17 protein-coding genes are annotated in these 21677 nt (G+C 69.5%); 11 read left to right on the top strand and 6 right to left on the bottom strand.

Annotated features, from left to right (window positions below; translation table 11 throughout):
- The first annotated feature begins 71 nt into the window (after positions 1-71).
- The 5 genes from BO221_RS35860 (at position 72) to BO221_RS35840 (ending at position 7339) form a co-directional block, all read left to right on the top strand.
- A complete protein-coding gene (locus tag BO221_RS35860) occupies positions 72-3767 on the top strand; it encodes an FG-GAP-like repeat-containing protein (RefSeq protein ID WP_158079970.1) in 3696 nt (1231 codons plus the stop codon).
- 68 nt (positions 3768-3835) lie between these two features.
- A complete protein-coding gene (locus BO221_RS35855; RefSeq protein ID WP_233166404.1) occupies positions 3836-4624 on the top strand; it encodes a hypothetical protein in 789 nt (262 codons plus the stop codon).
- 232 nt (positions 4625-4856) lie between these two features.
- Entirely contained in the window at positions 4857-5522 is a 666-nt protein-coding gene (locus BO221_RS35850; RefSeq protein ID WP_073565355.1) for a Tfp pilus assembly protein FimT/FimU, read from the top strand.
- 15 nt (positions 5523-5537) lie between these two features.
- Positions 5538-6107, top strand: coding sequence for a prepilin-type N-terminal cleavage/methylation domain-containing protein (locus BO221_RS35845; RefSeq protein ID WP_073565354.1), 570 nt, complete (start codon positions 5538-5540; stop codon positions 6105-6107).
- 2 nt (positions 6108-6109) lie between these two features.
- Positions 6110-7339: a PilW family protein gene (locus tag BO221_RS35840; RefSeq protein ID WP_073565353.1), complete on the top strand. Its 1230-nt coding sequence runs from the start codon at positions 6110-6112 to the stop codon at positions 7337-7339.
- Between the two features lie 12 nt (positions 7340-7351).
- Here the strand turns inward: BO221_RS35840 and BO221_RS35835 are convergent, their stop codons facing one another.
- Genes BO221_RS35835 through BO221_RS35830 form a run of 3 tightly spaced genes read right to left on the bottom strand, consistent with a single transcriptional unit; the run spans position 7352 to position 8924 of the window.
- Positions 7352-7822 carry an NUDIX hydrolase gene (locus tag BO221_RS35835; RefSeq protein ID WP_073565352.1) on the bottom strand — a complete coding sequence of 157 codons (471 nt, stop codon included), beginning with the start codon at positions 7820-7822 and terminating at the stop codon, positions 7352-7354.
- A 3-nt stretch (positions 7823-7825) separates the two neighbouring features.
- On the bottom strand, positions 7826-8218 hold the full coding sequence (locus BO221_RS56615) for a hypothetical protein (RefSeq protein WP_233166403.1): 393 nt from the start codon (positions 8216-8218) through the stop codon (positions 7826-7828).
- Positions 8199-8924, bottom strand: coding sequence for a hypothetical protein (locus tag BO221_RS35830; protein ID WP_233166402.1), 726 nt, complete (start codon positions 8922-8924; stop codon positions 8199-8201). Before BO221_RS35830 ends, BO221_RS56615 begins: the two co-directional genes overlap by 20 nt.
- Positions 8925-9170: 246 nt before the next feature.
- On the opposite strand from BO221_RS35830, the gene BO221_RS35825 reads away from it, so the two are divergent.
- The 5 genes from BO221_RS35825 (at position 9171) to BO221_RS35805 (ending at position 17594) form a co-directional block, all read left to right on the top strand.
- Positions 9171-9698 (top strand): hypothetical protein, encoded by a 528-nt coding sequence (locus tag BO221_RS35825; protein WP_143195882.1) that lies wholly within the window; start codon positions 9171-9173, stop codon positions 9696-9698.
- A 25-nt stretch (positions 9699-9723) separates the two neighbouring features.
- Positions 9724-13974, top strand: coding sequence for a hypothetical protein (locus tag BO221_RS35820; RefSeq protein ID WP_073565351.1), 4251 nt, complete (start codon positions 9724-9726; stop codon positions 13972-13974).
- Positions 13975-14048: 74 nt separating this feature from the next.
- The gene (proS, locus tag BO221_RS35815; protein ID WP_073565350.1) at positions 14049-15482 is read left to right on the top strand and encodes a proline--tRNA ligase; all 1434 of its coding nucleotides are present in this window, start codon (positions 14049-14051) and stop codon (positions 15480-15482) included.
- A gap of 141 nt (positions 15483-15623) precedes the next feature.
- Complete coding sequence (locus BO221_RS35810; protein WP_073565349.1) at positions 15624-17009, top strand: AHH domain-containing protein; 1386 nt, start codon at positions 15624-15626, stop codon at positions 17007-17009.
- A 21-nt stretch (positions 17010-17030) separates the two neighbouring features.
- Positions 17031-17594: an imm11 family protein gene (locus tag BO221_RS35805; RefSeq protein WP_233166401.1), complete on the top strand. Its 564-nt coding sequence runs from the start codon at positions 17031-17033 to the stop codon at positions 17592-17594.
- Between the two features lie 12 nt (positions 17595-17606).
- Here the strand turns inward: BO221_RS35805 and BO221_RS35800 are convergent, their stop codons facing one another.
- The gene (locus BO221_RS35800) at positions 17607-18563 is read right to left on the bottom strand and encodes a YafY family protein (RefSeq protein ID WP_073565348.1); all 957 of its coding nucleotides are present in this window, start codon (positions 18561-18563) and stop codon (positions 17607-17609) included.
- Between the two features lie 109 nt (positions 18564-18672).
- Here BO221_RS35800 and BO221_RS35795 point away from each other — a divergent pair, with 109 nt between their 5' ends.
- Entirely contained in the window at positions 18673-19128 is a 456-nt protein-coding gene (locus tag BO221_RS35795; protein ID WP_073565347.1) for a GFA family protein, read from the top strand.
- A gap of 15 nt (positions 19129-19143) precedes the next feature.
- Here the strand turns inward: BO221_RS35795 and BO221_RS35790 are convergent, their stop codons facing one another.
- Positions 19144-20373, bottom strand: a complete 1230-nt coding sequence (locus tag BO221_RS35790; RefSeq protein ID WP_073565527.1) for an adenylate/guanylate cyclase domain-containing protein — start codon at positions 20371-20373, stop codon at positions 19144-19146.
- Positions 20374-20377: 4 nt separating this feature from the next.
- On the bottom strand, positions 20378-21628 hold the full coding sequence (locus BO221_RS35785) for an adenylate/guanylate cyclase domain-containing protein (RefSeq protein WP_073565346.1): 1251 nt from the start codon (positions 21626-21628) through the stop codon (positions 20378-20380).
- Positions 21629-21677 lie beyond the last annotated feature (49 nt).

The following is a 21677-nucleotide window of genomic DNA, read 5'->3' as shown; positions in this document are numbered from 1 at the left end:
TCATTCCGTATCCAGGACGACCGATGCCGTCTTTTCGATTCGTCCCGAGGGGGGAAGCCGTGTCCTGGAGCATGTCCCGTCGACTGATTCCGTTGTTCCTCGCCCTGCTGGTGGGCGCGGGTGGCTGTGAGCTGGAACCCATCACCTCCCAGCCACCCGGCAACCCGGCGCCCGGCAACCCGCCGCCCGGCAACCCGGAGCCCACGGTGCCCTCGGCCCCGAGGGTGGTGGAGTCACATACCGAGCCGGGCACGGTGACGCTCTCCTGGAGCCCACCGGAGAGCGATGGGGGAAGCTCCGTCACAGGCTACCGGGTGAGCGCCGCGCCGCGAGAGGAGGCTCAATCCATCGAAGTGGACGGCACCACCGCCCGCGTCACGGGCCTGCGCCCGGGCGCCACCTACTTCTTCTACGTGGCCGCGGTGAACGCGATGGGTGAAGGCCTCTCCACCCGCTCGGAGGCCGTCACCCTGCCCGACGTCCCCGGGGCTCCGCCCCGGCCGTCCGTGGTGCGCGGCGATGGCCAGGTGCGCGTGAGCTGGACGGAGCCCGGCTCCGATGGGCGCTCGCCCATCATCGGCTACCTCGTCACCGCTCATCCCCAGGGCACACACGTGACGATGGATTCCAGCGCGCGCTCCGCCGTGGTGGGCGGGCTGAGCAATGGCGAGCCTTCCACCTTCACCGTGCGCGCCCTCAACGCCGTGGGCCTGGGCCCCGACTCTCCCGCCTCGCTCAGCGTGGTGCCCGCCACCGTGCCCTCGGCCCCCGCCAGCGTCGAGGCCACCGTCACCATCCGCCGCGCCTCCGTCACCTGGAGCCCTCCGGCGAGCACCGGGGGCGTTCTGGTGCGGACCTACGTGGTGACGCTCGAGCCGGACGGACTCTCCCGGGAGGTGGATGCCGATACCCACAGCTTCGAGTACAGCGGCCTGAAGGACGGCACCGCCTACACCTTCACCGTGGCGGCACGTAACGAGATGGGCGAGGGACCGAAGCTCCGCTCCGCCTCCGTGCGTACCCCCGGCGTGCCCGCCCAGCCCGGCGCGGTGAGCGTCACGGCGGGTATCCGCTCGGCCACGGTGACGTGGGAGGCCCCGGCCGAGGATGGCGGCGCGCCCCTCACCGGCTATGTGGTGGAGGCTTCCCCCTCCGGCGCCCGCGTGACGGTGGACGCCGCGACGCGCACCGCCACCGTCCCGGGCCTGAGCAGCACCCAGGCCCACACCCTCCGCGTGTCCGCCACCAACATCCTGGGCAGTGGCCCCTCCGCGTCCTCGGCCGCCGTGCGTCCCCTCCCCGCTCCCGCCGAGGTGACGGACCTCCAGTTCGACACCTCGAACGCGGGCTGCCTCACCGTCTCCTACGCCCTGCGCCAGCCGGATGGATTGCTCGCGGATGTCTCCGTGGAAGTGGACTCCACCGGCAGCGGCTCCTTCACTCGCGCCACCCAGGCCGGCAGCGCCACCCATGCGGGACTGCTCGCGCGCTTCACCGCACCGGAGGGCAGCACCCACCAGTTCCTCTGGGACCGCGGCTTCGACGTGCCCGAGGCCGCCACCGTCCGCGTGCGCCTGAGCGCCCGCGTCCCCGGCACCACGCTCAGCTCGGCGACGCTCGAGCGCACCCTGCCCGCCGCCGCCCGCCGCTGCGAGGTCCGGCTGCCCACCCACAGCGTCCAGCCGCTGAACGCCACGGCACGCCGCGCCGTGAAGGGAGACTTCAACGGAGATGGCAAGCTGGACCTGGTGGTCGCCCCCGCCTCCGGCGAGACCGTCTCCATCCTGCTGGGGCTGGGCAACGGAAGCTTCCAGCCTCGCATCCAGCAGACGCTCCGCTCCCAGATGAACCGCCTCACCACCGGGGACCTGGATGGCAATGGCACGCAGGATCTGATCTGGCCGGACGGGTACGGGAGCCTGTGGGTCGCGCGAGGCGGGGGTGGATTCTTCGCGCCCCCCGTCTCCTACCGCATGTCGTTCGCCGATTTGACCACCACCGTGGACGACTCGATCGCCCTCGCCGACTTCGACGGCAACGGCAGCCTCGACGTGGCCACGATCGGAGGATCCGGCACCGCCCTTACCCTGGGAATCCTCGCCAACGCGGGCGATGGGACGCTGGGCGCCTTCGTCAGCAAGTTGAGCGTGACCGCCAACACCCTGATCGCCGCGGCGGACCTCGACGAGGACGGCCGGAAGGATCTGCTGGCCATCGGGCGGGGCTGGATGGGAAGCGTGGCCCTGCTGTCCAACGGGGATGGGACCTTCCGCACGCGGAGCATCACCGCTCCCGAGGCCCACACCCTCCTGGTGGACGATCTCGACGGCGACGGGCACCTGGACCTGGTGCTCGCCCGGAAGGACCTCTCCAAGGAACTCCAGGTCCACCTCCTGCGGGGAGATGGCCAGGGAGGGTTCTCCGCGGCGGAGCTCGTGGACACGCTCCTGGACGCCAACGGGTTCTCGACGGCCCTGGGCCTCACGACGGTGGACATGGACCGTGACGGCCTGAAGGACCTGGTGGTGGCACTCGAGTGGAAGGATGCCCTCGCCGTGCTGCGGGGGAAGGGAGCGGGGAGCTTCGAGCCGGCGGTGCTGATGCCCGCGGGACGCGGCCCCATCTCCCTCCTCACCGGCGACTTCGACGGGGACGGCCTGGAAGACGTGGCGTCGGTCCAGGGCCACAGCGAGGACGTGCGCGTGTGGCGCGACGGCCCCGGGAGCCTGTCGCTGCAAGAGGCCCCCGGAGGCGCCCTCGCCCAGGGAGACTTCAACGGGGATGGGAAGATGGACCTCGTCAGCGCCCCGGTGAAGGACAGCGTCCAGGTGCACCTCGCCGGCGGCCCGGAGGGCCTGCGGGCCCAGACGCCCGTGCCGGTGGGAAGCCCGGTGTGGAGCCTGACGGTGGGCCACGTGGACGGGGACGCGAACCTGGACGTGGTGGTGCGGCGCGGCATGGGCGGCGCCATGACGCTCGGGCTCCTCCTGGGCAACGGCGACGGCACCCTCCGCCCGGCCGCCGACATCCCCGTGGGGGCCAACCCGGGCCACGTCGCCCTGGGCGATGTGAACGGGGATGGGCGGACGGACCTCGTCTGCCAGGTGTCCTACTACCTCGAGCCCGGCTACTACACCCAGGAGGTCCGCCTGCTGCTCGGCCAGGGCGACGGCACCTTCGCGTCCCCCACGCTCGTGACGACGAGCCCCAATCCGGATGCGCTGGCCCTGGGAGACCTCGACAAGGACGGCGCGCTGGACCTGGCCGTGTTGCAGGATTCAACCAGTGAAGGGGTGCTGCTGCTCAAGGGCCGGGGCAATGGCACCTTCCTTCCCCCCGTCCTCGTCTCGACCCCCGGGGCGGGCCGGTACGGCGGCCACCTCATCCTGGTGGACATGAATGAGGACGGTTTCCTGGATGCCGTGCGCAGCAACAGCATCGACAACAGCGTCCACGTGCTGCTGGGCTGGGGAGACTGGGTGGGGTGGAATGCCCGGAGCTACCCGGCGGGCGGCAACTGCGCCTCCATCTCCGTGCTGGACTTCGATGGGGACGGCTCTCGGGACGTGCTGTGCGCCAACCCGGGCATGGACTCGGTGTCGCTGATGAGGGGCGATGAGTACGGATGGCTGGCCGCGCCCCGGATCTTCGGGGTGCGCAACGGCGCCCACGAGCTCGCGGTGTTCGACGTCAACGCGGATGGGCGCCCGGACATCCTCTCGGGAGCCCCCATGTACCCCCAGGGCACGCTGCTGCTCCAGCGCTGACACCGGAGCCCGGTGTACGCTCGGTACCCATGGCCCGCCGCGTCTGGGATGTGCTCCTGCGAAACCGGATGCATCGGATAGAGCTCGAGCACGGGTACTTCACGGGGCGGCGCCGGCTCACCGTCGATGGACGGACGATCCTCGAGCAGACTCCCGGCATCATCGACTTCGGGAGCGAGCATCCGTTCGAGGTCGCCGGAGTTCCGTGCGAGGTGGTGATCACCGGGAACGGAATCCGCTTCCAGTACCACCTGATGGTCGACGGGGCGGCCCATCCTCACGGCGGGCAGGTGCCGCGACCCATCCGGCGCAAGCGCGCGGGAGGGGTGCTCGCCGTCGTGAACCGATGCGCGAAGTACATGGCCGTGTTCCTGGCTGTCCTGGGCCTCGCGTTCCTCGCGCTCGGTGTCCAGTCCCTGGCGAGGCTCGTGTCGTTCCCGGAGCACCCGCCCCGGGTCGCGCTCGCCACCGCGGGCACGCAGCCCGACGACGCGTGGGTGACGCTCGAAGGCCTGCGCATCGACTGTGGCTCGGCCCCCATTCGTCGCCACGGGACGAACTACTACCTCGCGGGCCAGGACGGCGGCGGGGTGCCGGTCGTCGTCGCCGTCGACGACGAGAGCTGTCCGGGCGAGCAGGCGAGCGGCGTGCTCCACGAGATGGGCGGCAGGAATGGTGCCGAGTTACGCCGCCGCACCGGCGCGCCGAAGGTGCTCGTTCTCTCGACCTGGGGTGGACCGGCGCATGAGCTCGCCGGAGCCGCCGTGTTCTCCCTCATGGCGCTCCTCGGGCTCGGTCTGGCGTGGCTCTTCGCCCTGCACGCGTACGACGTGTCGCGCCCACGCTCCGCGGACTGACGCGCACCGGACGTTCCACGTCCATGCATCGGAGCCGGGGGCAGGCGGGCGTGCAATCGTTACAAGAGTGGAAACGCCTTTCCCAGTAGAAAGGTCAGCCCGAGGTCACTCCTCCGGTCACGCGAGGTAACGGGCTTCCCTCTCGTTCCAAGGGCTTGGACAGGGTGTGCCTGCCCCATGGGGTGGGTGGGCCACGCTTTGCACGAGCAGCCGGGCGGAAGGAGTCCTCCGCGTGTCCGCCCGTTCCCGCCCGGCTGGTTTCACTCTCATCGAAACTCTCATCGTCCTCGCCATCGTGGGCGTCCTGGCGGCGCTCGCGAGCCTCGCGGTGTTCCACGGCACCACCCGGGTGCGCGTGAGCAACGCGGCCTTCGAGGTGGGGGCTCTGTACACCGCCGCACAGATGCGGGCCACCAGCATGGGCGTGCCCCACTACGTCGTCTTCCACGACGACGGCTCCGAGTTCGGCGTCTACCTGCTCGAGCGCGCGGACGCCGTGGGCCCCTTCAACTGGTCCCGCGAGGACGTGCTCGACGCCGCCAGCGTGGGCGGCGTCCGCCACGAGCAACTGCGCCTCTCGAACGAGGGGGGCCTGGGCTTCCTGGACATGAGCGTGCCGCGCACGGAGTTGAGCTTCCTGCCCGCGCCCTTCTCCGCCATTCCGCTCACCCCCTCCGGCGAGGGCCGGCTGCTGGGGGGCTGCACCTTCTGCACCGAGGGTACCGGCGGCGCCCGGGGTGTCCTCCGCTTCTCTCCCGATGGCACCGTGCGCGTGATGACGGGCGGCTCGGACGCGGGCGGCGTCATCGCCTTCGCCCCCGAGTCGAGCGGCGGCCAGGACAGCCCGGCCCGCTGGGTCGTCATCGCCGCGCCGGCCGGTGCCATCCGCGTCTACTAGGAGGAAACCGTCACCATGTCTCCGACTCCCCGCGCCTGGCGCGCCCGAGGCTTCAGCCTCATCGAGGCCATGGCGGCACTCGCCATCTTCTCCATCGGCCTGCTGGGCGTGCTGCACATGAACGTGCTGGCCAGCCAGCAGAACGGGCTCGCCCGGCGCCAGTCCACCGCCAGCAAGGTGGCGAGAGACCTCGTGGACGCCTTCGAGCGGCTGCCCTACGAGCACACGCTGCTGTCCAACGAGAGCACCCTGGACCCGGCGGACCCGGGCTTCTCGCGCTTCGAGGAGGCGGATGGCTGGGTGAAGCTGGAGGACACGTTGGCGCTCATCGGGGAGCGGCCGCTGCTCGGGGCGGCGCAGGCGAGCGTGAGCACCGGGGGCGGCACCGGCACCGAATCCATCTACGAGGTGGCGTGGCGGGTGGCCCCCGTGAAGAACGCGGAGGGAGACACCGAGGCCCGCCGCATCCTGGTGATGGTGCGCTTCCCCACCACGGCGGGCGCGTACAAGCAGGTCAACGTCTGGGCGGTGAAGGCCAACCCCCAGGCCATGGGCCGGGGCGCCGCGGCCATTCCGGAGATTTGAGCATGCGCACGCCCCGCCGTCCTCGTGGCTTCACCCTCGTCGAGCTGCTCGTCGGCACCGCCATCGGAGCCCTGGTGCTCACGGGCATCGGCCTCGTCTTCGTCTCGCAGGCCTCGCAGTACCAGGCCCACGCGAGCCGCCGCGCGGTGCAGTCCAGCGTGCGCCAGGCCATGAGCTTCATGGAGCGGCACGTGCGCAACGCGGGGTACGGCGTGGACCCGGACCGGGCCATCCTCGCCTACGACTCCTTCGACGCGCTCGGCAACACGCGGGGAGTGGGCTTCCCGGATGGCATCACCGTCCACGCGCGCGACCTGTACTTCCGCCGCCGCGCCACCGAGGTGGGCACGGACTTCCTGCGCTTCGACACCGAGCTCCAGCGGCCGCTGCGCAAGGGGGAGATTCTGTTGGTCCTCTGCCCCGGCGCGGTGCGCTACGCCTACGTGACGGTGGGAGAGACGGCGCCCGCGAAGAGCTTCTCCGTCAAGCTGGACACCGCGCCGGCGCCGATGGACTCGCCCATGGGGCCTCCGGGCGCGCTCTTCCGCGAGCTGGACACGCTGGACGGCGAGGCCTGCTTCCACGACACGGAGCCACCGGTGGTGGTGCGGGTGGAGCGCAACAGCTTCTACGTCACGGCCTTCGACGATGACGGGGACCCGGCCACTCCCAGCAGCACGCCCTACCTCATGCTGCACCGTGGGGTGGACCTCAACGACGACGGCGCCATCGACGGCGAGGACGCCACGCCCATCGCGGTGGGCGTCGAGCAGTTGCAGGTGGCATACATCCTCAACACCCTGGGCGACGCGCCGCCTCCGCTGGTGGGCGTGAACGACGATGACGTGCCCTGGGGCGAGACGTGGCACATCGCCACGCCCGAGTTGGATCGGCCGCGCATGGAGGATGCCTATTCCTCGCCCCGGCGCCTGGGCTCGCACCCGGCCAACATCCGCCAGGTGCGGCTCACCCTGGTGGCGCGCAGCACCAAGGCCGATACGGCGCGCCCGGGGGACGACGTGCTCACGCCTGGGGCGCCGAGTGACGGGAGCTCCGCGCTCCCCACCAGCCCGCCCACGTGGCGGCCGCTGGAGAACCTGGGCACCACGCCGGCCCGTGCCTTCGAGCCGCGCGGCGGTGGCTTCTCCCGCGCGGTGCTGCGCGGCGCCATCGCGCCCAAGAACCTGCTGATGCGCTCCCAGTTCACCCCCGTCCACCTGGGAGGAGGGTGAGCGAGCATCTCCTCAGACTTCCTCGTCAGGCAGAAGCGTGAGCAGCAGCTCGTCGTCGGGCCCGCGCGGGAGCCAACCGGGCGGCGGTGGCGTGGCCAGGAGTGCATCACCCGCCCTGTCGGCGCGCTCCTTGTGGGTTTCTGGGGTGTACGCGAACCAGCGCCCCATTGCCTTGGCAACCTTGAAGCGGTTGGCATGGTCCAGCACAGTCGGCCACCCATCGGGAAGACTCTGGGACAACATGCGCACGAGCACATCCCGCACGAAGCGAGTGACCTGCTTGCGGTGTTCCGCCTCGGCGAGCAATCCGCTCAGCACCTGCACTGCTGCAATGTCGTCCTTTCCTAGCTCTTCGGCCAACAAGTATAATGGGACAGCAGGGCGCGCCTCGGCGAAGGCGGTGAGCGAGTCGTAGCCGCGCTCGCGGACCCGCTCATACAGGCGCACCTTCCAGTTACCCTCCCAGGAACGTCCGTCGGTCATCGCTCAGCTCCCACGACAGCGGACGAAGTTCATCGGGATGTCATAGTCCCTCATGCTCTCCGCGACGATGTCCAGAACCTCATTCCGCGTCAACATCTGGCCCGTTTTGGACTCGGCTTTGCGCAGAGCTTCCATGATCATCCGGTTCCATTCACCGGGCCACGTGCGTCCCAACTTCCAGTTTCCACCGCCGTGAATCGCCTGATGGTGTGCCTGCTGCATCGTGACGCAGAACCTCTCGATGCTCATCTTGCCGGTGAAGCCGCGCTTCTCGAACCACTCGCGGAACTCGTTCGGCATGACGTGGTGACGCGGGGGCTCGGCCATGCCGGCGCCTGTCTTGCCCGTCACGCGCATGGCCCGCACCTCGGGCGAGTCACCCAGCGCGTCGCGCACGCCCCTCGGGAGGTCGCCGTGCCCCTGTGCCATCATCACGTGGCCGGCCTGAATCCGCACGGCGGCGCTGATGGCGGGCAGGGAGAGGACGCCCGCGCGCACCAACTGGCGCATCATCTCCACCCACTCGGCGGACACCACCATCGAGGCGCCGGGAGAGTGCTGCGTCGGCGAGGGTGAGGAAGTCGACCCACACGGCCAGCAGCATGGAGCCCATCATCGCGGCCTCCAGCCGTGGGCCGGCGAGGCGCAGCAGGGCGAGCTGCATCTCCGGATCCTCCACCTCCGACGCGGCGGCGGCCACCTCCGTGGTGGCGGCAAGCTCGGCGTCAATCCACCGCAACCGGGCTTCGCCATATTCGACGTAGCGGACGAAGATGCCGTTGCCCGCGCCGGCGATGCCCGAGCCGCTGGCCTTGAGTCTGGAGAGCTCGCTGGAAACGCGAAGGCTGGAGCCGGACACCTCACGCAGGGCGCTGCGAAAGGCCATGTGGGTCGCGAGGGCGCTCTGCCGCACAGTCGCGTCGGAGCTGCCAGGGCCCGCCGCCATCACTCCGGCCACGGCGAACCTGGTGGCACCGTGCGGGGAGTAGCGCAGGCTCCGCCCCGGGCCAGGCGGTGGCGTCAGCGGCACACAGGCGTTGGACAGGAGGGCCAGGGCAAGCAGCAGTCCCGTCCCCTTCGCCCCTGACGAATCAACGCGCATGGTCCACCCCCAGGCCCATGCCCGGGACACACGGCTCGCCTCCGTCAGCCGGGAGCAGGCAGGCGTGCAATGGTTACAAGAAGGGAAATTCCTTTCCCAGTAGAAAGGCCAGCCCAAGGCAACTCCGGCGGTCACGTGGGGTAGCGGACTTCCCTCTCGTTCCAAGGGTTTGCGCAGGGAGTCCCTGTCCCGTGGGGTACATGGGCCACGCTTTGCACAAGCAGCCGGGCGGAAGGAGTCCTCCGCTTGTCCATCCGGTCCCGCCCCGCTGTGTTCCACCACACCACCCGTTCCCTTCCCAACGGTCCCCGCGGCATGGCCCTCGTGATGGCACTGCTCGTCGTGGTCCTCGTCACCCTCCTGGTGGCCGGCGCCATCTCCTTCACCGGCACCGAGCGCAATGCCTCCGTGCTCCAGACGCGCGACGACGCGCTCTCGGCCTGCACCCAGGCGGCTCGCAACCTCTTCCTCGCCCGCCTCCGGGTGCTCACCCCCGGCAGCACCGCCCAGGTGCACCTGGATGATGCGTACGGCCAGGGCATCATCCGCGCGGGCCACTTCACCGGCTCGACACCGGCCCCCACGCTGACACACGTGGAGCGGCTGCCCGCCAATGCCGTGGGCGCCTCGCGCGACGCGGCCCGCGACATCAGCAACACGCTCGGCGACGCCGCGGAGGGCGCCTACTGGTACTCCGTGACGGCGCTCTGCCTGGAGTACCCCGGCGGCCCCGAGCGCGAGGTCGAGTTCGTCATCCGTGTCGGCCTTCAGTAGTCCCTTCCTCCGAGGAACCGATTCCATGAACGCCCGGAGCCACCTCCGCCGCCTGTCCGCCGCCGCGCTCCTGCTCGCCTCCGCCACGGCCGCCTCCGCCACGGCCGAGGACCCCGGAGCGAAGGCCGCATGCTGTCAGCTCACCACGTCGCTCGCCGCCGAGGCCCTGCGAGGCCAGGACATCACCGGCGACGAGCGCTTCTTCATGAGCGAGGGCACGCCGCCCAACGTGCACTTCCTCATCGACACCTCGGCGTCCATGCGCGAGCTGCCCCAGGTCAACGAGGGCAACCACGAGGCCTTCTTCGCCGCCGGGGACGGCTGCTCCAATCCGGACGTGCTCGCGATGCAGGCGGCCAACGGGTGGAACCCCACCACGGCGTACCCGGTGCCGGACGCGGACCACCCCGGCCTGTTCCGCGACGACAAGTTCTACGCGTACATGTTCTGGGAGGACCTCAACGCGCCGGCCTCGCAATGGAACACGAAGGAGGAGGTCTGCGCGTACCAGCACCCGGAGAGCGCGGACCCCACGCGGGCGCTCTACAACGCCTGCCTCTCCTGCATGGAGACGAAGGGCTTCTACAAGCGGCCGGGGGCCACGGGCTCGAGGCCGGGCACGGACCCGAGGCGCTACACGTATGCCTTCTCGGGCCGCTTCCTCAACTTCAACCCGCCCAAGTACGTGACGGCGAAGGCGGTGCTCAAGGCCATCCTCCGGGACATGCGCCAGGTGCGCGTGGGCCTCAGCTACTTCGACGCGGACAACACGGTGCACGGCGCGCTCATGTCCATGCCGCAGGGCCCCTCGTGCGAGCAGCTCGGCGCGGACCCGCGGGCCTTCGAGACCGTGCGCCCCAGCTACCTCGCGGCCGTGGACGCGCTGCGCTTCAAGGCAGCCACCCCGCTGGCCGAGTCGCTCCTCAACCTGGGGCAGTACTTCTCCTCCAGCAACGCCGTGTACACGGACGTCTTCGGCTTCGACTCGAGCTTCCTCAAGAGCGGCTTCCAGAACGCCTCGCTCTCGCGTCCGGAGCGCAGCTGGTGCTGGGGCTGCCAGGCCACCTCCATCGTCATCGTCACGGACGGCGAGCCGAGCGCCGACGAGCACGTCCCGGCCGGCACCATCGAGGCCCTCAATGGCGGCGCGGTGGAGTGCCCCGCCTCGGAGCCTTGCCCGGAGGACGCGCTGCACAAGCTGGATGACGTGGCGAAGCTGCTCGCCACGAAGGACCTTCAGACCGGCGGCCCCGCGGTGGTGGGGGACTTCGACACCGGGGGCCGGCAGAGCCTCACCGTCCATGCCATCGGCTTCGGCATCAACGCCAACATCCTCAAGAACGCGGCGCGCGTGGGAGGCGGCCTCTACTACCAGGCCAACGACGGCGCGGGGCTGAAGCAGGCGCTGGAGGACATCATCGCCAACGTGAACCGGCGCTCCACGTCCTTCTCCGCGGCATCCACGTCCGGTGGACAGCTCGGCTCGGCGAGCGGCACGCTGGTGCCCCGCCTGCGTCCGGGCCGGGACCGGGAGGAGCCGTGGCGCGGCTACCTCTACCGCTACAAGCTCGCCTCGGAGCTGCTGCTCGGCTGCAAGACGGCGCTCGCCGCCTCGGGCGGAGACGCGTGGGACCTCAACCACGACAAGGACTGTGACGACGTCCACCTCATCGACATGGACGGGGACGCCGTGGTGGAGAACGAGGCCGGTGACTTCGTGAAGCTGAAGGACCGGCTGGTGCCCGCCAGGCCCTTCTGGGAGGCGGGCCAGAAGCTCAAGCCCTCGGCGGTGGCGTCCCAGCGGTGGAAGACGCGGGACATCTACACGCTCGTGGACAACGGTGGCCCCTCGGGCGGACCGGATGGGAAGCTGGACTCGCACGACACGCCGGTCGCCTTCACCGAGGCCAATGCGTCCGTCCTGCGCGAGGTCCTCGGCATCAGTGCCAGCGGGTGCACCGTGGCGGGCGAGAAGCTGGGCCCGGACGACTGTGCCCGTGCCGTCATCCGCTACTACCGGGGCGCGGACGTGCTGAACACGGACAAGACGCGGCGCGACTTCGACCGGCCCTTCCTGCTGCATGACATCTTCCACTCGGCGCCGCAGACGGTGGAGCCGCCCATGCCGCGGGAATTCTGTGGCTTCTCGACGCAGTGCCTGCAGACGCTCTACGCGGGCCGCACGGAGCAGAAGCGCTACACGGAGACGGGCACGGGCCGCACGCGCGACGCCTATGACGAGTACGTGGCGCGCCACGAGCAGCGGGACAGGGTGGTGCTGGTGGGCTCCAACGGCGGCATGCTGCACGCCTTCCACAATGGCGTCCGCACGGGGAAGGATGCGCTCACCGGCCTGCCGAAGCACGACGAGGGCACGGGCGAGGAGCTCTGGGCCTTCATCCCCCCGGACCTGCTGCCGAAGCTGCTACCCAAGCTGGGCCAGCACGGCTGGTTCGTGGACGGCACGCCCATGGTGCGCGAGGTGTGGCTGGACGGGGTGGGCGCCGCCGGGGACGCGGAGGCGGACGGGAAGAAACAGGCCAGCGAGTTCCGCACGGTGGCGGTGGTGGGCTCGGGCACGGGCGGGGTGCACCGCTTCGCGCTGGACGTGACGGCGCTGATGAACAGCCCGGGCGTGGGACAGACGGGCCGCCCGCCCAATCAGCAGGGGGACTTCCTGTGGATGTGGCCGCAGCCGTGTGACGCGCTCGCGCTCCAGTTGGGCGAGAGCGATGGACACTTCGCGCCGCGGCCTCCGCCGATTGGCCCGGTGGCGCTGGCGGACCCGGACGGCCCGTGGCGCGTGGCGGGCAAGCCGGCGCGCGAGGAGTGGGTCGTCATGCTCAACGGGGGATATGACCGCTCGCACAACCGGGGCCGGGGCCTGGCCATGGTGGACATGAAGACGGGCGAGACGCTGTGGAGCTTCTTCCACGGAGACGGCAGCGTGCGCTCCGAGCACCTGCGCCACCCCTTCGCGGCCAGCGTGGCGATGATGGACATTGGCGGCGAGCTCAGCTCCAAGCCGGATGGAGATCTGCTCTTCGACACGGCGACGGTGGCGGACTACGGGGGCCAGGTGTGGACGGTGCGCTTCTGGCAACCCGGGGAGCGGCCCGCGGGCGGAGGCAAGATGGCCAACTGGTTCGCCGCTCGCGCCTTCCAGGTGAAGCCCCCGGAGACGGTGGCGAGCCCCGGCGCCGACACGGTGCGGCCGGCCTTCAGCTACATGACCTCCAACACGGTGCAGTCGGACACGGGCTACCTGCGCACCTTCGTGGGGACGGGAGACCGCTACAACCTGGCGGAGAGCGGCGGGACGACGTGCCGGCTGTCCAACCCGCTGGGGTGCGCGCAGCTCGGGTGCCGAGCGAGCCAGACCGTCACCGTGCAGCGTGGCGGCTCGACGCTCTGGAGCGCCAGCACCACCTACGAGGGCTACCAGTACACCCCGAGCACCCCCACCCCGGCGACGGAGGGGGGCACGTGCGGCTCGACGAAGGTGGCCCTGGACTGGGACTACGACGCGGCCAACGGCTGCACGGCGAGCAGCTCGGGGCGGCTGGAGTACACCTGTGACGCCAGCGGCTGCCGGGTGACGAAGGACGACTGGGTGCCCGTGGCGGCGACGAAGCCCCTGCCGGCCACCAGCGTCAACCGCTTCTACGGCTTCTGGAGCTACGGGGTGAAGAAGGCGCGCACCTTCGACACGGCGGCGGCGGCCACGGCGTACGAGGCCGGCATGCTGACGGAGGACTCGCTGGTGGACGTGTCCCAGTTCGGGGCGGACGGGCGGGTGACGACGGGTGAGAAGGAAGCCGGCTCCCTGGAGGCCGGGTGGTACGTGCGCTACGGGGCGTCCCGGGAGCAGACGGGGAGCGGGACGTCCATCGTCAACGGGTGCGTGCTGTGGAACAGCTTCGAGTCCGGGGCGTCCGGGGGGATGTGCGCGGCCTCGGGGGGCCATCGGGCCCGGGTGTACCAGGCGGGCTTCGTGGGAGGGGCGGCGCGCTGCGCCGAGGGCTTCGCCACGGTGGCGGGCACGACGGGCGGGCGGACCTGGAAGCGCTTCGAGGAGCGGAGCGTGATGGCGGCCCCGGCGGATCCAGTGCCCCAGCGGGGGCTGGAGACGGTGGACATCCTGCTCAACGAGCCGGGGACGGGCCCCCGGCGGCTGGGGGTGTCCCTGGAGAACGAGGCCCTCCAGTCCCTCTACCAGCTGGAGTTGGACCGTTCCGGCCATGACTGCCGGCACGAGGCCACACGCTGCGAATAGCCCGCAACCATTGATTCCGGGCGGGGGCTGGCGTAGGCAACGGCCCTCACTCATTTTCGAAGGATTTCAAGCAGATGGCCGAGAAGCTGGCACCGCGCGAGAAGGGCTTTTCCGAGTGGTATGTGGACCTGGTCCAGAAGGCGAAGCTCGCCGACTACTCGGACGTGAAGGGCTGCATGGTCATCCGGCCCAATGGCTATGCCATCTGGGAGAACATGCAGCGGGTCCTGGACAAGATGTTCAAGGACCTGGGGCACAAGAACGCCTACTTCCCGCTGCTCATCCCCGAGAGCTACCTGAAGAAGGAGGCCGAGCACGTCGAGGGCTTCAACCCGCAGCTGGCGGTGGTGACGCACGCCGGTGGGTCGAAGCTGGAGGAGCCGTACGTCATCCGGCCCACGTCCGAGACGATCATCAACCGCAGCTTCTCCAAGTGGATCCAGAGCTACCGGGACCTGCCGCTGCTCATCAACCAGTGGGCGAACGTGATGCGCTGGGAGATGCGCACGCGCCTGTTCCTGCGGACGACGGAGTTCCTCTGGCAGGAGGGACACACCTGCCACGAGACGGAGGAGGACGCGGAGAAGGAGACGCTGCAGATGCTGGAGGTGTACCGGAAGTTCGCCGAGGACTACATGGCGATGCCGGTGATGACGGGGCGCAAGACGGAGTCGGAGAAGTTCGCCGGCGCGCTGCGCACGTACAGCATCGAGGCGATGATGCAGGACAAGAAGGCGCTGCAGGCGGGCACGAGCCACAACCTGGGGCAGAACTTCGCCAAGGCGTTCGACACGACGTTCCAGGGGCGGGACGGCAAGCAGCACCACGTGTGGCAGACGTCGTGGGGCGTGTCCACGCGCCTCATCGGCGGTCTGATCATGACGCACTCGGATGACTCGGGGCTGATCGTTCCGCCGAGGCTGGCGCCGACGCACGTGGTGATCATCCCGATTGCCGGCAAGGCGACGGACGCGGAGAAGACGCAGGTGATGGAGAAGTCGCACGCGCTGGCGGCGGACCTGAAGAAGGCGGGCCTGAGCGTGGTGGTAGACGACGACGACACCAAGGCTCCGGGCTGGAAGTACAACGAGCACGAGCTGATCGGCACGTGCCTCCGGATCGAGCTGGGTCCGAAGGATCTGGCGAAGGGCTCGTGCGTGATGGTGCGGCGGGACGTGAAGCAGAAGGAGTTCATCCCGCTGGACCAGGCGGTGGGCAAGGCCCAGGAGATGCTCGAGCAGATGCAGACGGCGCTGTTCGAGAAGGCGAAGAGCTTCCGGGAGGCGAACACCTTCGAGGTGAACAGCTACGAGGAGATGAAGGAGAAGGCGGACGCGGGGTTCCTGCTGGCGCACTGGAACGGGGACGCGAAGGTGGAGGCGCGGATCAAGGAGGAGACGGGCCTGACGACGCGCAACCGGCCGTTCGCGCAGAAGCAGGAGGCGGGCAAGTGCGTGGTGACGGGAGAGCCGTCGCCGGGCCGCATCGTCTTCTCGAAGGCGTACTGAGCCAAGAACCCCTCTCCCGCCGGGAGAGGGACGGGGTGAGGGTGCCACGGGTCCCAGGTTGGACCCGTGTGAGCCCCCTCTCCCCTTGGGAGAGGGCTGAGGTGAGGGTCTACGCCCCGCCCGAGCCCTCTTCTTCTTCCCGTGAAGCATCCTCTGCGCATCAAGCTGTTACTGGTGCTGTACCTCGCGGTGACGACGGCCTGCGCCTCCCCTACGGAGGCGGTGAGGGACGACGTCGACCCCTCCGTGGAGGAGTTCTCGTGCGACGTGCGCCCAGAGGGCTCTTCCCGTGAGTCCGCGCTGCCACTCGTGCGTATGGAGGTATTACCCAAGGGCGGTGTCCGGCTGTACCTCCCACAGGCGAAGACAGAACCCTCGTTCCAGCGATTCACCCGGGAAGACGCCCAGCGCATCCTCCAGCGGTTCCATGAAGACCTGGCCGAGTTGAAGCAGCGCGAGCGGTGGGTGGCATCCGCGGCACCTGTGTTCGCCTCGGTGCGGCAACCCGACTCGGAGAAGGTTCTCCTGAAGGAGTACACGGAGCGTTACGGAGAACCCCGCCTCCCGCTGCCGGAATCCCTGCGCGACAGCCCTTTGCTCATGGCACTGAGGCTCTCCCCCCAATACATGCCGGAGGGCATGCGAGAGGGAGCCGAGGAGCTCTTCCGCGATCCCGCCTTCCTCGCGGGAGTCGCTGTCTCACTGGTGGTCTACGTCACGTCATGGGCAGCGCCGGAGCCACTGTTCACGAAGACCTTCGCGGTCGGAGTGACAGTGGTGCTCGTGTCCGCCTTCTCCCTTGCGGAACTGGCCCATGCGGGAGGAGCCGCCCTGAAGCTGTACCAGGCCACGCGCGACATCCACACCCTGGCGGAGGTGGAGGAGGCAGCGAAGCACTTCGGCCGGTACGCGGGCGGAGCAACGCTGCGAGTGCTGGTCACCGTGGCGAGCTGGGGAGTCGCCAGGGTGGTGCCGAAGCCGGTCCCGGGTGGGCTGGGGACGACGTGGGCCGGACTCAAGGACGTGCTCCGGTTGCCCCAACGTTTCGCCCTGCCACAAGGAGCGGGGCTGCTCGAAGCCACGGCATCGAGCACGGTGCGAGTGGGCATGAAGCAGGGAGTGCTCCTCATGGCGGGAGTGGCCACGGGCGCGACCGGTGCATCGCTCCGTTCAGCCTGCGGAGACGGCCTCCTCGAGCTGCTCGGGTACACCTGGCACCACCTCGCGACGAACAAGAACAGGATTTCAGATGCGCGAGGAGGACCCTGGACGCCACTCTTCGAGCGCATTTTCGCCAAGGCGGGAATGAGCCTGGAGGATGCCGCGAACAAGGTCTATCTGCTGAAGCACGCGGGGCCGCATTCCGAGGCGTACCACACGGAAATCTTCGTACGCCTCAGCGATGCCGTGCGTAAATGCCCGAACAAGGACGCCTGCAAGATCGAGCTGAAAAAAGAGCTCAACATGATCGCGGATGAAGTCTGTACCCCGGGCACCAGGCTCCACCAATTGGCAACCACGCCATGAGCGCCATTCGAGGAGGGCGGCTTGAAGTATTTCAAACTGTCGGACGACATGCGCATCCTGGATCGCTGGGCGCTGAACGATCCCATTGAGGGGAACGGCCAGGAGCTATGGCATGGGAAGATGACCGACGGGCTGCCCATCTCGGTGCAGCAGCCGGCTCACATCGCTCTGTATGTCCCCGGGCGCGCGCTGGACTTCTCGACCAACGCGCTCAGCATCCCCATCATCCACGGCAAGGTCAAAGCGCTCTTCGAGCAGCTCGAGCTGAACAACCAGATGCAACTGTTCCCCATCACCGTTGAAGGACAGCCAGAGCCCTATTACGTGATGAACCTGCTCCGGGTGATTCGCTGCATCGACGATGCGCGCTGTGAGGAGGTCGCGTATCGAACCATCGAGGACGGTTACGAGGACAGGATCGGCGAGTACCGGAAGGTGGTCGGCATGCGCATCGACCCCAGCAAGGTGGGGGAAACCGAGATCTTCCGTCCATGGGGCTGGCAGACGATCATCATCGTCTCCGAGCGCGTCAAACAGGCCCTGGAGGAAGCCGGCGTAACGGGTACACGCTTCACGGAAGTCTGAGCCAAAACCCCACTACCGCTGTGCGGCCCGGGCGAGCCGCTCGGACAGGCGGCGCAGGTGCTCGATGAGTTCCCTCGGCTCGTGCACCTCGAACTCGAACCCGAGCCACGCGAAGTAGAACGCGAGCGCCTCGAGGCTATCGCCACCGGCATGCACCAGGCAGCGCTCCGCATCCAATTCCTCGATGCGCCCCGCCACTCCCGACAGCCGCTCGGACACCACACTCGCGGGGGCATGCACCGTCACCCGCGCGCGGAACCGGTACGCATCCGTCGAGACGGATTGTGAGACATAGGCGGCCACGTCCTCGGACGGCAGCGGGCGGGGCTTGAAGGAGCGCCCGGTCCTCGGTCCAGGCCCGATACGGTCCACCCGGAACGTCCGCCACGCCTCCCGGTCGAGATCATAGGCGAGCAGGTACCACCGGTAGCTGGTGTGCACGAGACGATAGGGCTCGACGGACCGCGCGCTCGCCGTGCCCTCGCGGCTGCTGTAGTCGAAACGCAGAAGCTCCGAGTCACGGCACGCATTGGCGATCACCGCCAGGGCCTCGGCATCGACCCGGGGCGCCGAGTCGCCGAGCCGCACGCTCACGGCTTGAAGTGCATTCACCCGCCGCCGGAGCCGCTTCGGCAGCACCTGCTCCAGCTTTCCGAGCGCCCGGACCGCGGCCTCCTCCAGCCCCTTCACGGGCCCGCTCGCGGCCACACGCAGCCCCACCGCGACGGCGACCGCCTCCTCGTCCTCCAACGGAAGCGGGGGCAACTCCTTCCCAGCGCCCAGTTGATACCCACCGCCAACCCCCGCGGCCGCATGCACCGGGTACCCAAGGCTCCTCAACCGGTCCACGTCCCTCCGGACGCTGCGCTCGGTGACCCCGAGCTCGCGCGCCAGGTCTCCGCCGGCCCAGAAGCGCCGGGACTGCAACAGGGACAGGACCTTGAGCAGCCGGGCGGACGTCTGAACCACGGTACGCCTCCTCTCATCGCGGACCGAATCTGTCCGCGACCCTTCCTACCTTTTCTTCATCACACGGGCGAGCCCAGCAAGCCCGCCCCGAACCGAGGAGCATCCCGCCATGAGCCACACCCCCTCCGCGCAGAGCCCCCTCACCCCTGGCCTCCGGACGTACAAGGGCAGCTGCCAGTGCGGCGCCGTGCGCTTCGAAGTGGACTTCGACCCGAGCCAGGGGACGACCCGGTGCAACTGCACCATCTGCACCAAGACGGCGTGGTGGGGCATCAACGTGAAGCCGGGGGCCTTCCGGCTGCTCTCCGGGAAGGAGGTCCTGGGCGACTACTCGAAGTCCGAGGCCGCGCATTCCCGGTTCTGCAAGGTGTGCGCAATCCGCGCGTTCGGGCACGGGCACATCCCCGAAATGGGCGGGGACTACTACTCCGTGAACGTGAACTGCCTCGATGGGGCGGACATGACGGGCATCAAGGTCACGTACCTCGACGGGCTCCACGACACCTGGGAGCAGCTCGCCGTGGCGCCGTACGTGAGTCCGTTCTCCGCCGGAGCGCGCGCCTGAGCGAGGAGGCCGCCCTCACACCGTGGCGCGGAGCGCCTTGCTGGCCGGGACGAAGGTGGCCACGGGCTCCTTCTTGCCGGCCACCGGGAGCGGCGCCGCGGCCTCGAAGTGGAACTCGTCGCCGCAGCGCGACAGGGTCGCCTCGGACACGAGCATGGGCACGCCCACCTTCTTCGTCAGCCCCTCGATGCGGCTGGCGAGGTTCACCGCGTCTCCAATCACCGTGTACTCGCGCCGCTGCTCCGGGCCCACGTCCCCCACCACCACCCGGCCCGTGTGGATGCCGATGCCGATGTTCAGGGGCTCCTCGCCCCGGGCGCGGCGCTCGGCGTTGAGCGTCTCCAGCGCGTCCAGCATGGCCAGCCCGCACGCCACCGCCGCCTGCGGATGTCCGGCCATCTCCAGCGGCGCGCCGAAGTACGCCAGAATCCCATCCCCGATGAACTTGTCGAGCGTGCCCCCATGGCGGAACACCACCTCCACCATGTGCGCCAGGTACTCGTTGAGCAGCCGCACCACCTGGGGGCTCTCCAGTTGCTCGGACATGGCGGTGAAGCCGCGGATGTCCGCGAAGAGCAGCGTCACCTCGCGGTGCTCGCCCACGGACTCGTTGGTGCCGCGCTCGGAGATGCGGCGAGCCACCTCGGGCGAGAAGTAGCGGCCCAGGCGGTTGCGGCGGATCTCCTCCCGGCTCACCTCGCGCACGAGCCCGCGCACCTGGCGGCTGGCCAGCGAGGAAATGGCCGCGACGATGAGCAGCACCAGCACCACGCCCGAGGCCCGGCCCGCCGTGAAGATGTCCAGGCGGGACATCAACACCAGTTGCAGGAAGCACGCGAGCACGGTGGCGGCGCCCACGCTCACGTACGAGTCGCTCAGGGTCGCCACGCCCATCACCAGGCAGCCGGCGGCGCAGACCGTCAGTCCGGCCGTGAAGGCATTGTCCGGGGAGACGGCCAGCCCCATGAACTGGATGAAGAAGAAGAGGGGCATGTCCACCAGCAGCAGGCCGGACTCGGGCCGCCGGAGCAGCACCGGGAGGAAGCCGCTGCCGAGCCACAACCCCACCGCGAGCAGCAGGTAGAAGGCCACCGCCTTCAGGGGGACGCTCCAGTCGAACGTGAAGGCCACCAGCCACCAGGCCAGCACCACCTGGACGCGGAGGCGGTACGTCCAGCGGCCGACCCGGGCGCGCTGCGCCTCGAACCGCTGCTGGAGGAGCTCTTCGAAGTGAGAGGAATCCATGGCGTCACCCCGCGGCACGGAACCCCTTGTGGGACGGGACGAAGGTGGCCACCGGCTCGCTCTTGCCGGATACCGGGAGCGGCGCCGCGGCCTCGAAGTGGAACTCGTCGCCGCAGCGCACGCGCGTGGCCTCGGAGACGAGCAGGGACACCCCCACCTTCTTCGTCAGCCCCTCGATGCGGCTGGCGAGGTTCACCGCGTCTCCAATCACCGTGTACTCGCGCCGCTGCTCCGGGCCCACGTCTCCCACGACGACGCTGCCCGTGTGCAACCCGATGCCGATGCTCAGGGGCTCCTCGCCCCGGGAGCGGCGCTCGGCGTTGAGCGTCTCCAGCGCGTCCAGCATGGCCAGCCCGCACGCCACCGCCGCCTGCGGGTGCCCCGTCAGCTCCAGCGGCGCGCCGAAGTACGCCAGAATCCCATCCCCGATGAACTTGTCGAGCGTGCCTCCGTGGCGGAACACCACCTCCACCATGCGCGCCAGGTACTCGTTGAGCAGCCGCACCACCTGGGGGCTTTCCATGCGCTCGGACATGGAGGTGAATCCTCGGATGTCCGCGAAGAGCAGCGTCACCTCGCGGTGCTCGCCCTGGGCGCCGTCGGAGGTGGCGCCGGCCTGGAGGATGCGGCGGGCCACCTCGGGCGAGAAGTAACGGCCCAGGCGCGTGCGGTGCGTCTGCTCCTGGGACACCTCGAGTACCAGCTTGAACATCTGCCGGCGCGTGTACTGCGCCGCCACGGCCGCGAGGATGAGCACCAGGGCCACGCCCGGGAGGTTGTCCGCCACGCTCCGGCCCGTGCGCTGGATGAGCGCCGTCTCCAGGGCGATGCCCAGCAGGGTGGCCAGGGCCAGGGCCACGCGCGAGCCGCCCAGCAGGGCCATCAGCATCACCAGGATGATGTAGACGCCCACCGTGACGCCGGAGAGCACCTGGCCGTTGATGGAGAGGGCCGCCGCCGGGGCCTGGATGACGAAGATGGCGGGCATGTCGAGCACCAGCACGGCGAGCTCCGGCCTGTGGCGGAGCAGCGGGACGAAGCGGAGGCCCGCCCACAGGGCCACGGAGAGGAGCACGTAGGCGCTCACGCTCCTGAGGTGGATGCTCCAATCGAAGACGAACGCACAGGCGAGCCAGCCCAGGGCCCCCAGGGCGCGGAAGCGGTACACCCAGCGGCCCATCCGCACACGCTGTGCGTCGAGCCGCTGGCGAAGGATGTCGTCGACGACGGACTCGGGAACGGACTCGGTGGACACGAGCCGGGGAGGCTAGTCCAGCCCCCGCGTGTTCTCCAGAGAGCGGCCG

This window comes from Archangium sp. Cb G35, assembly GCF_001896145.1.
In the GTDB taxonomy this organism is placed as follows: Bacteria; Myxococcota; Myxococcia; order Myxococcales; family Myxococcaceae; genus Archangium; species Archangium violaceum.
This window is presented reverse-complemented; position numbering and strand designations above follow the sequence as displayed.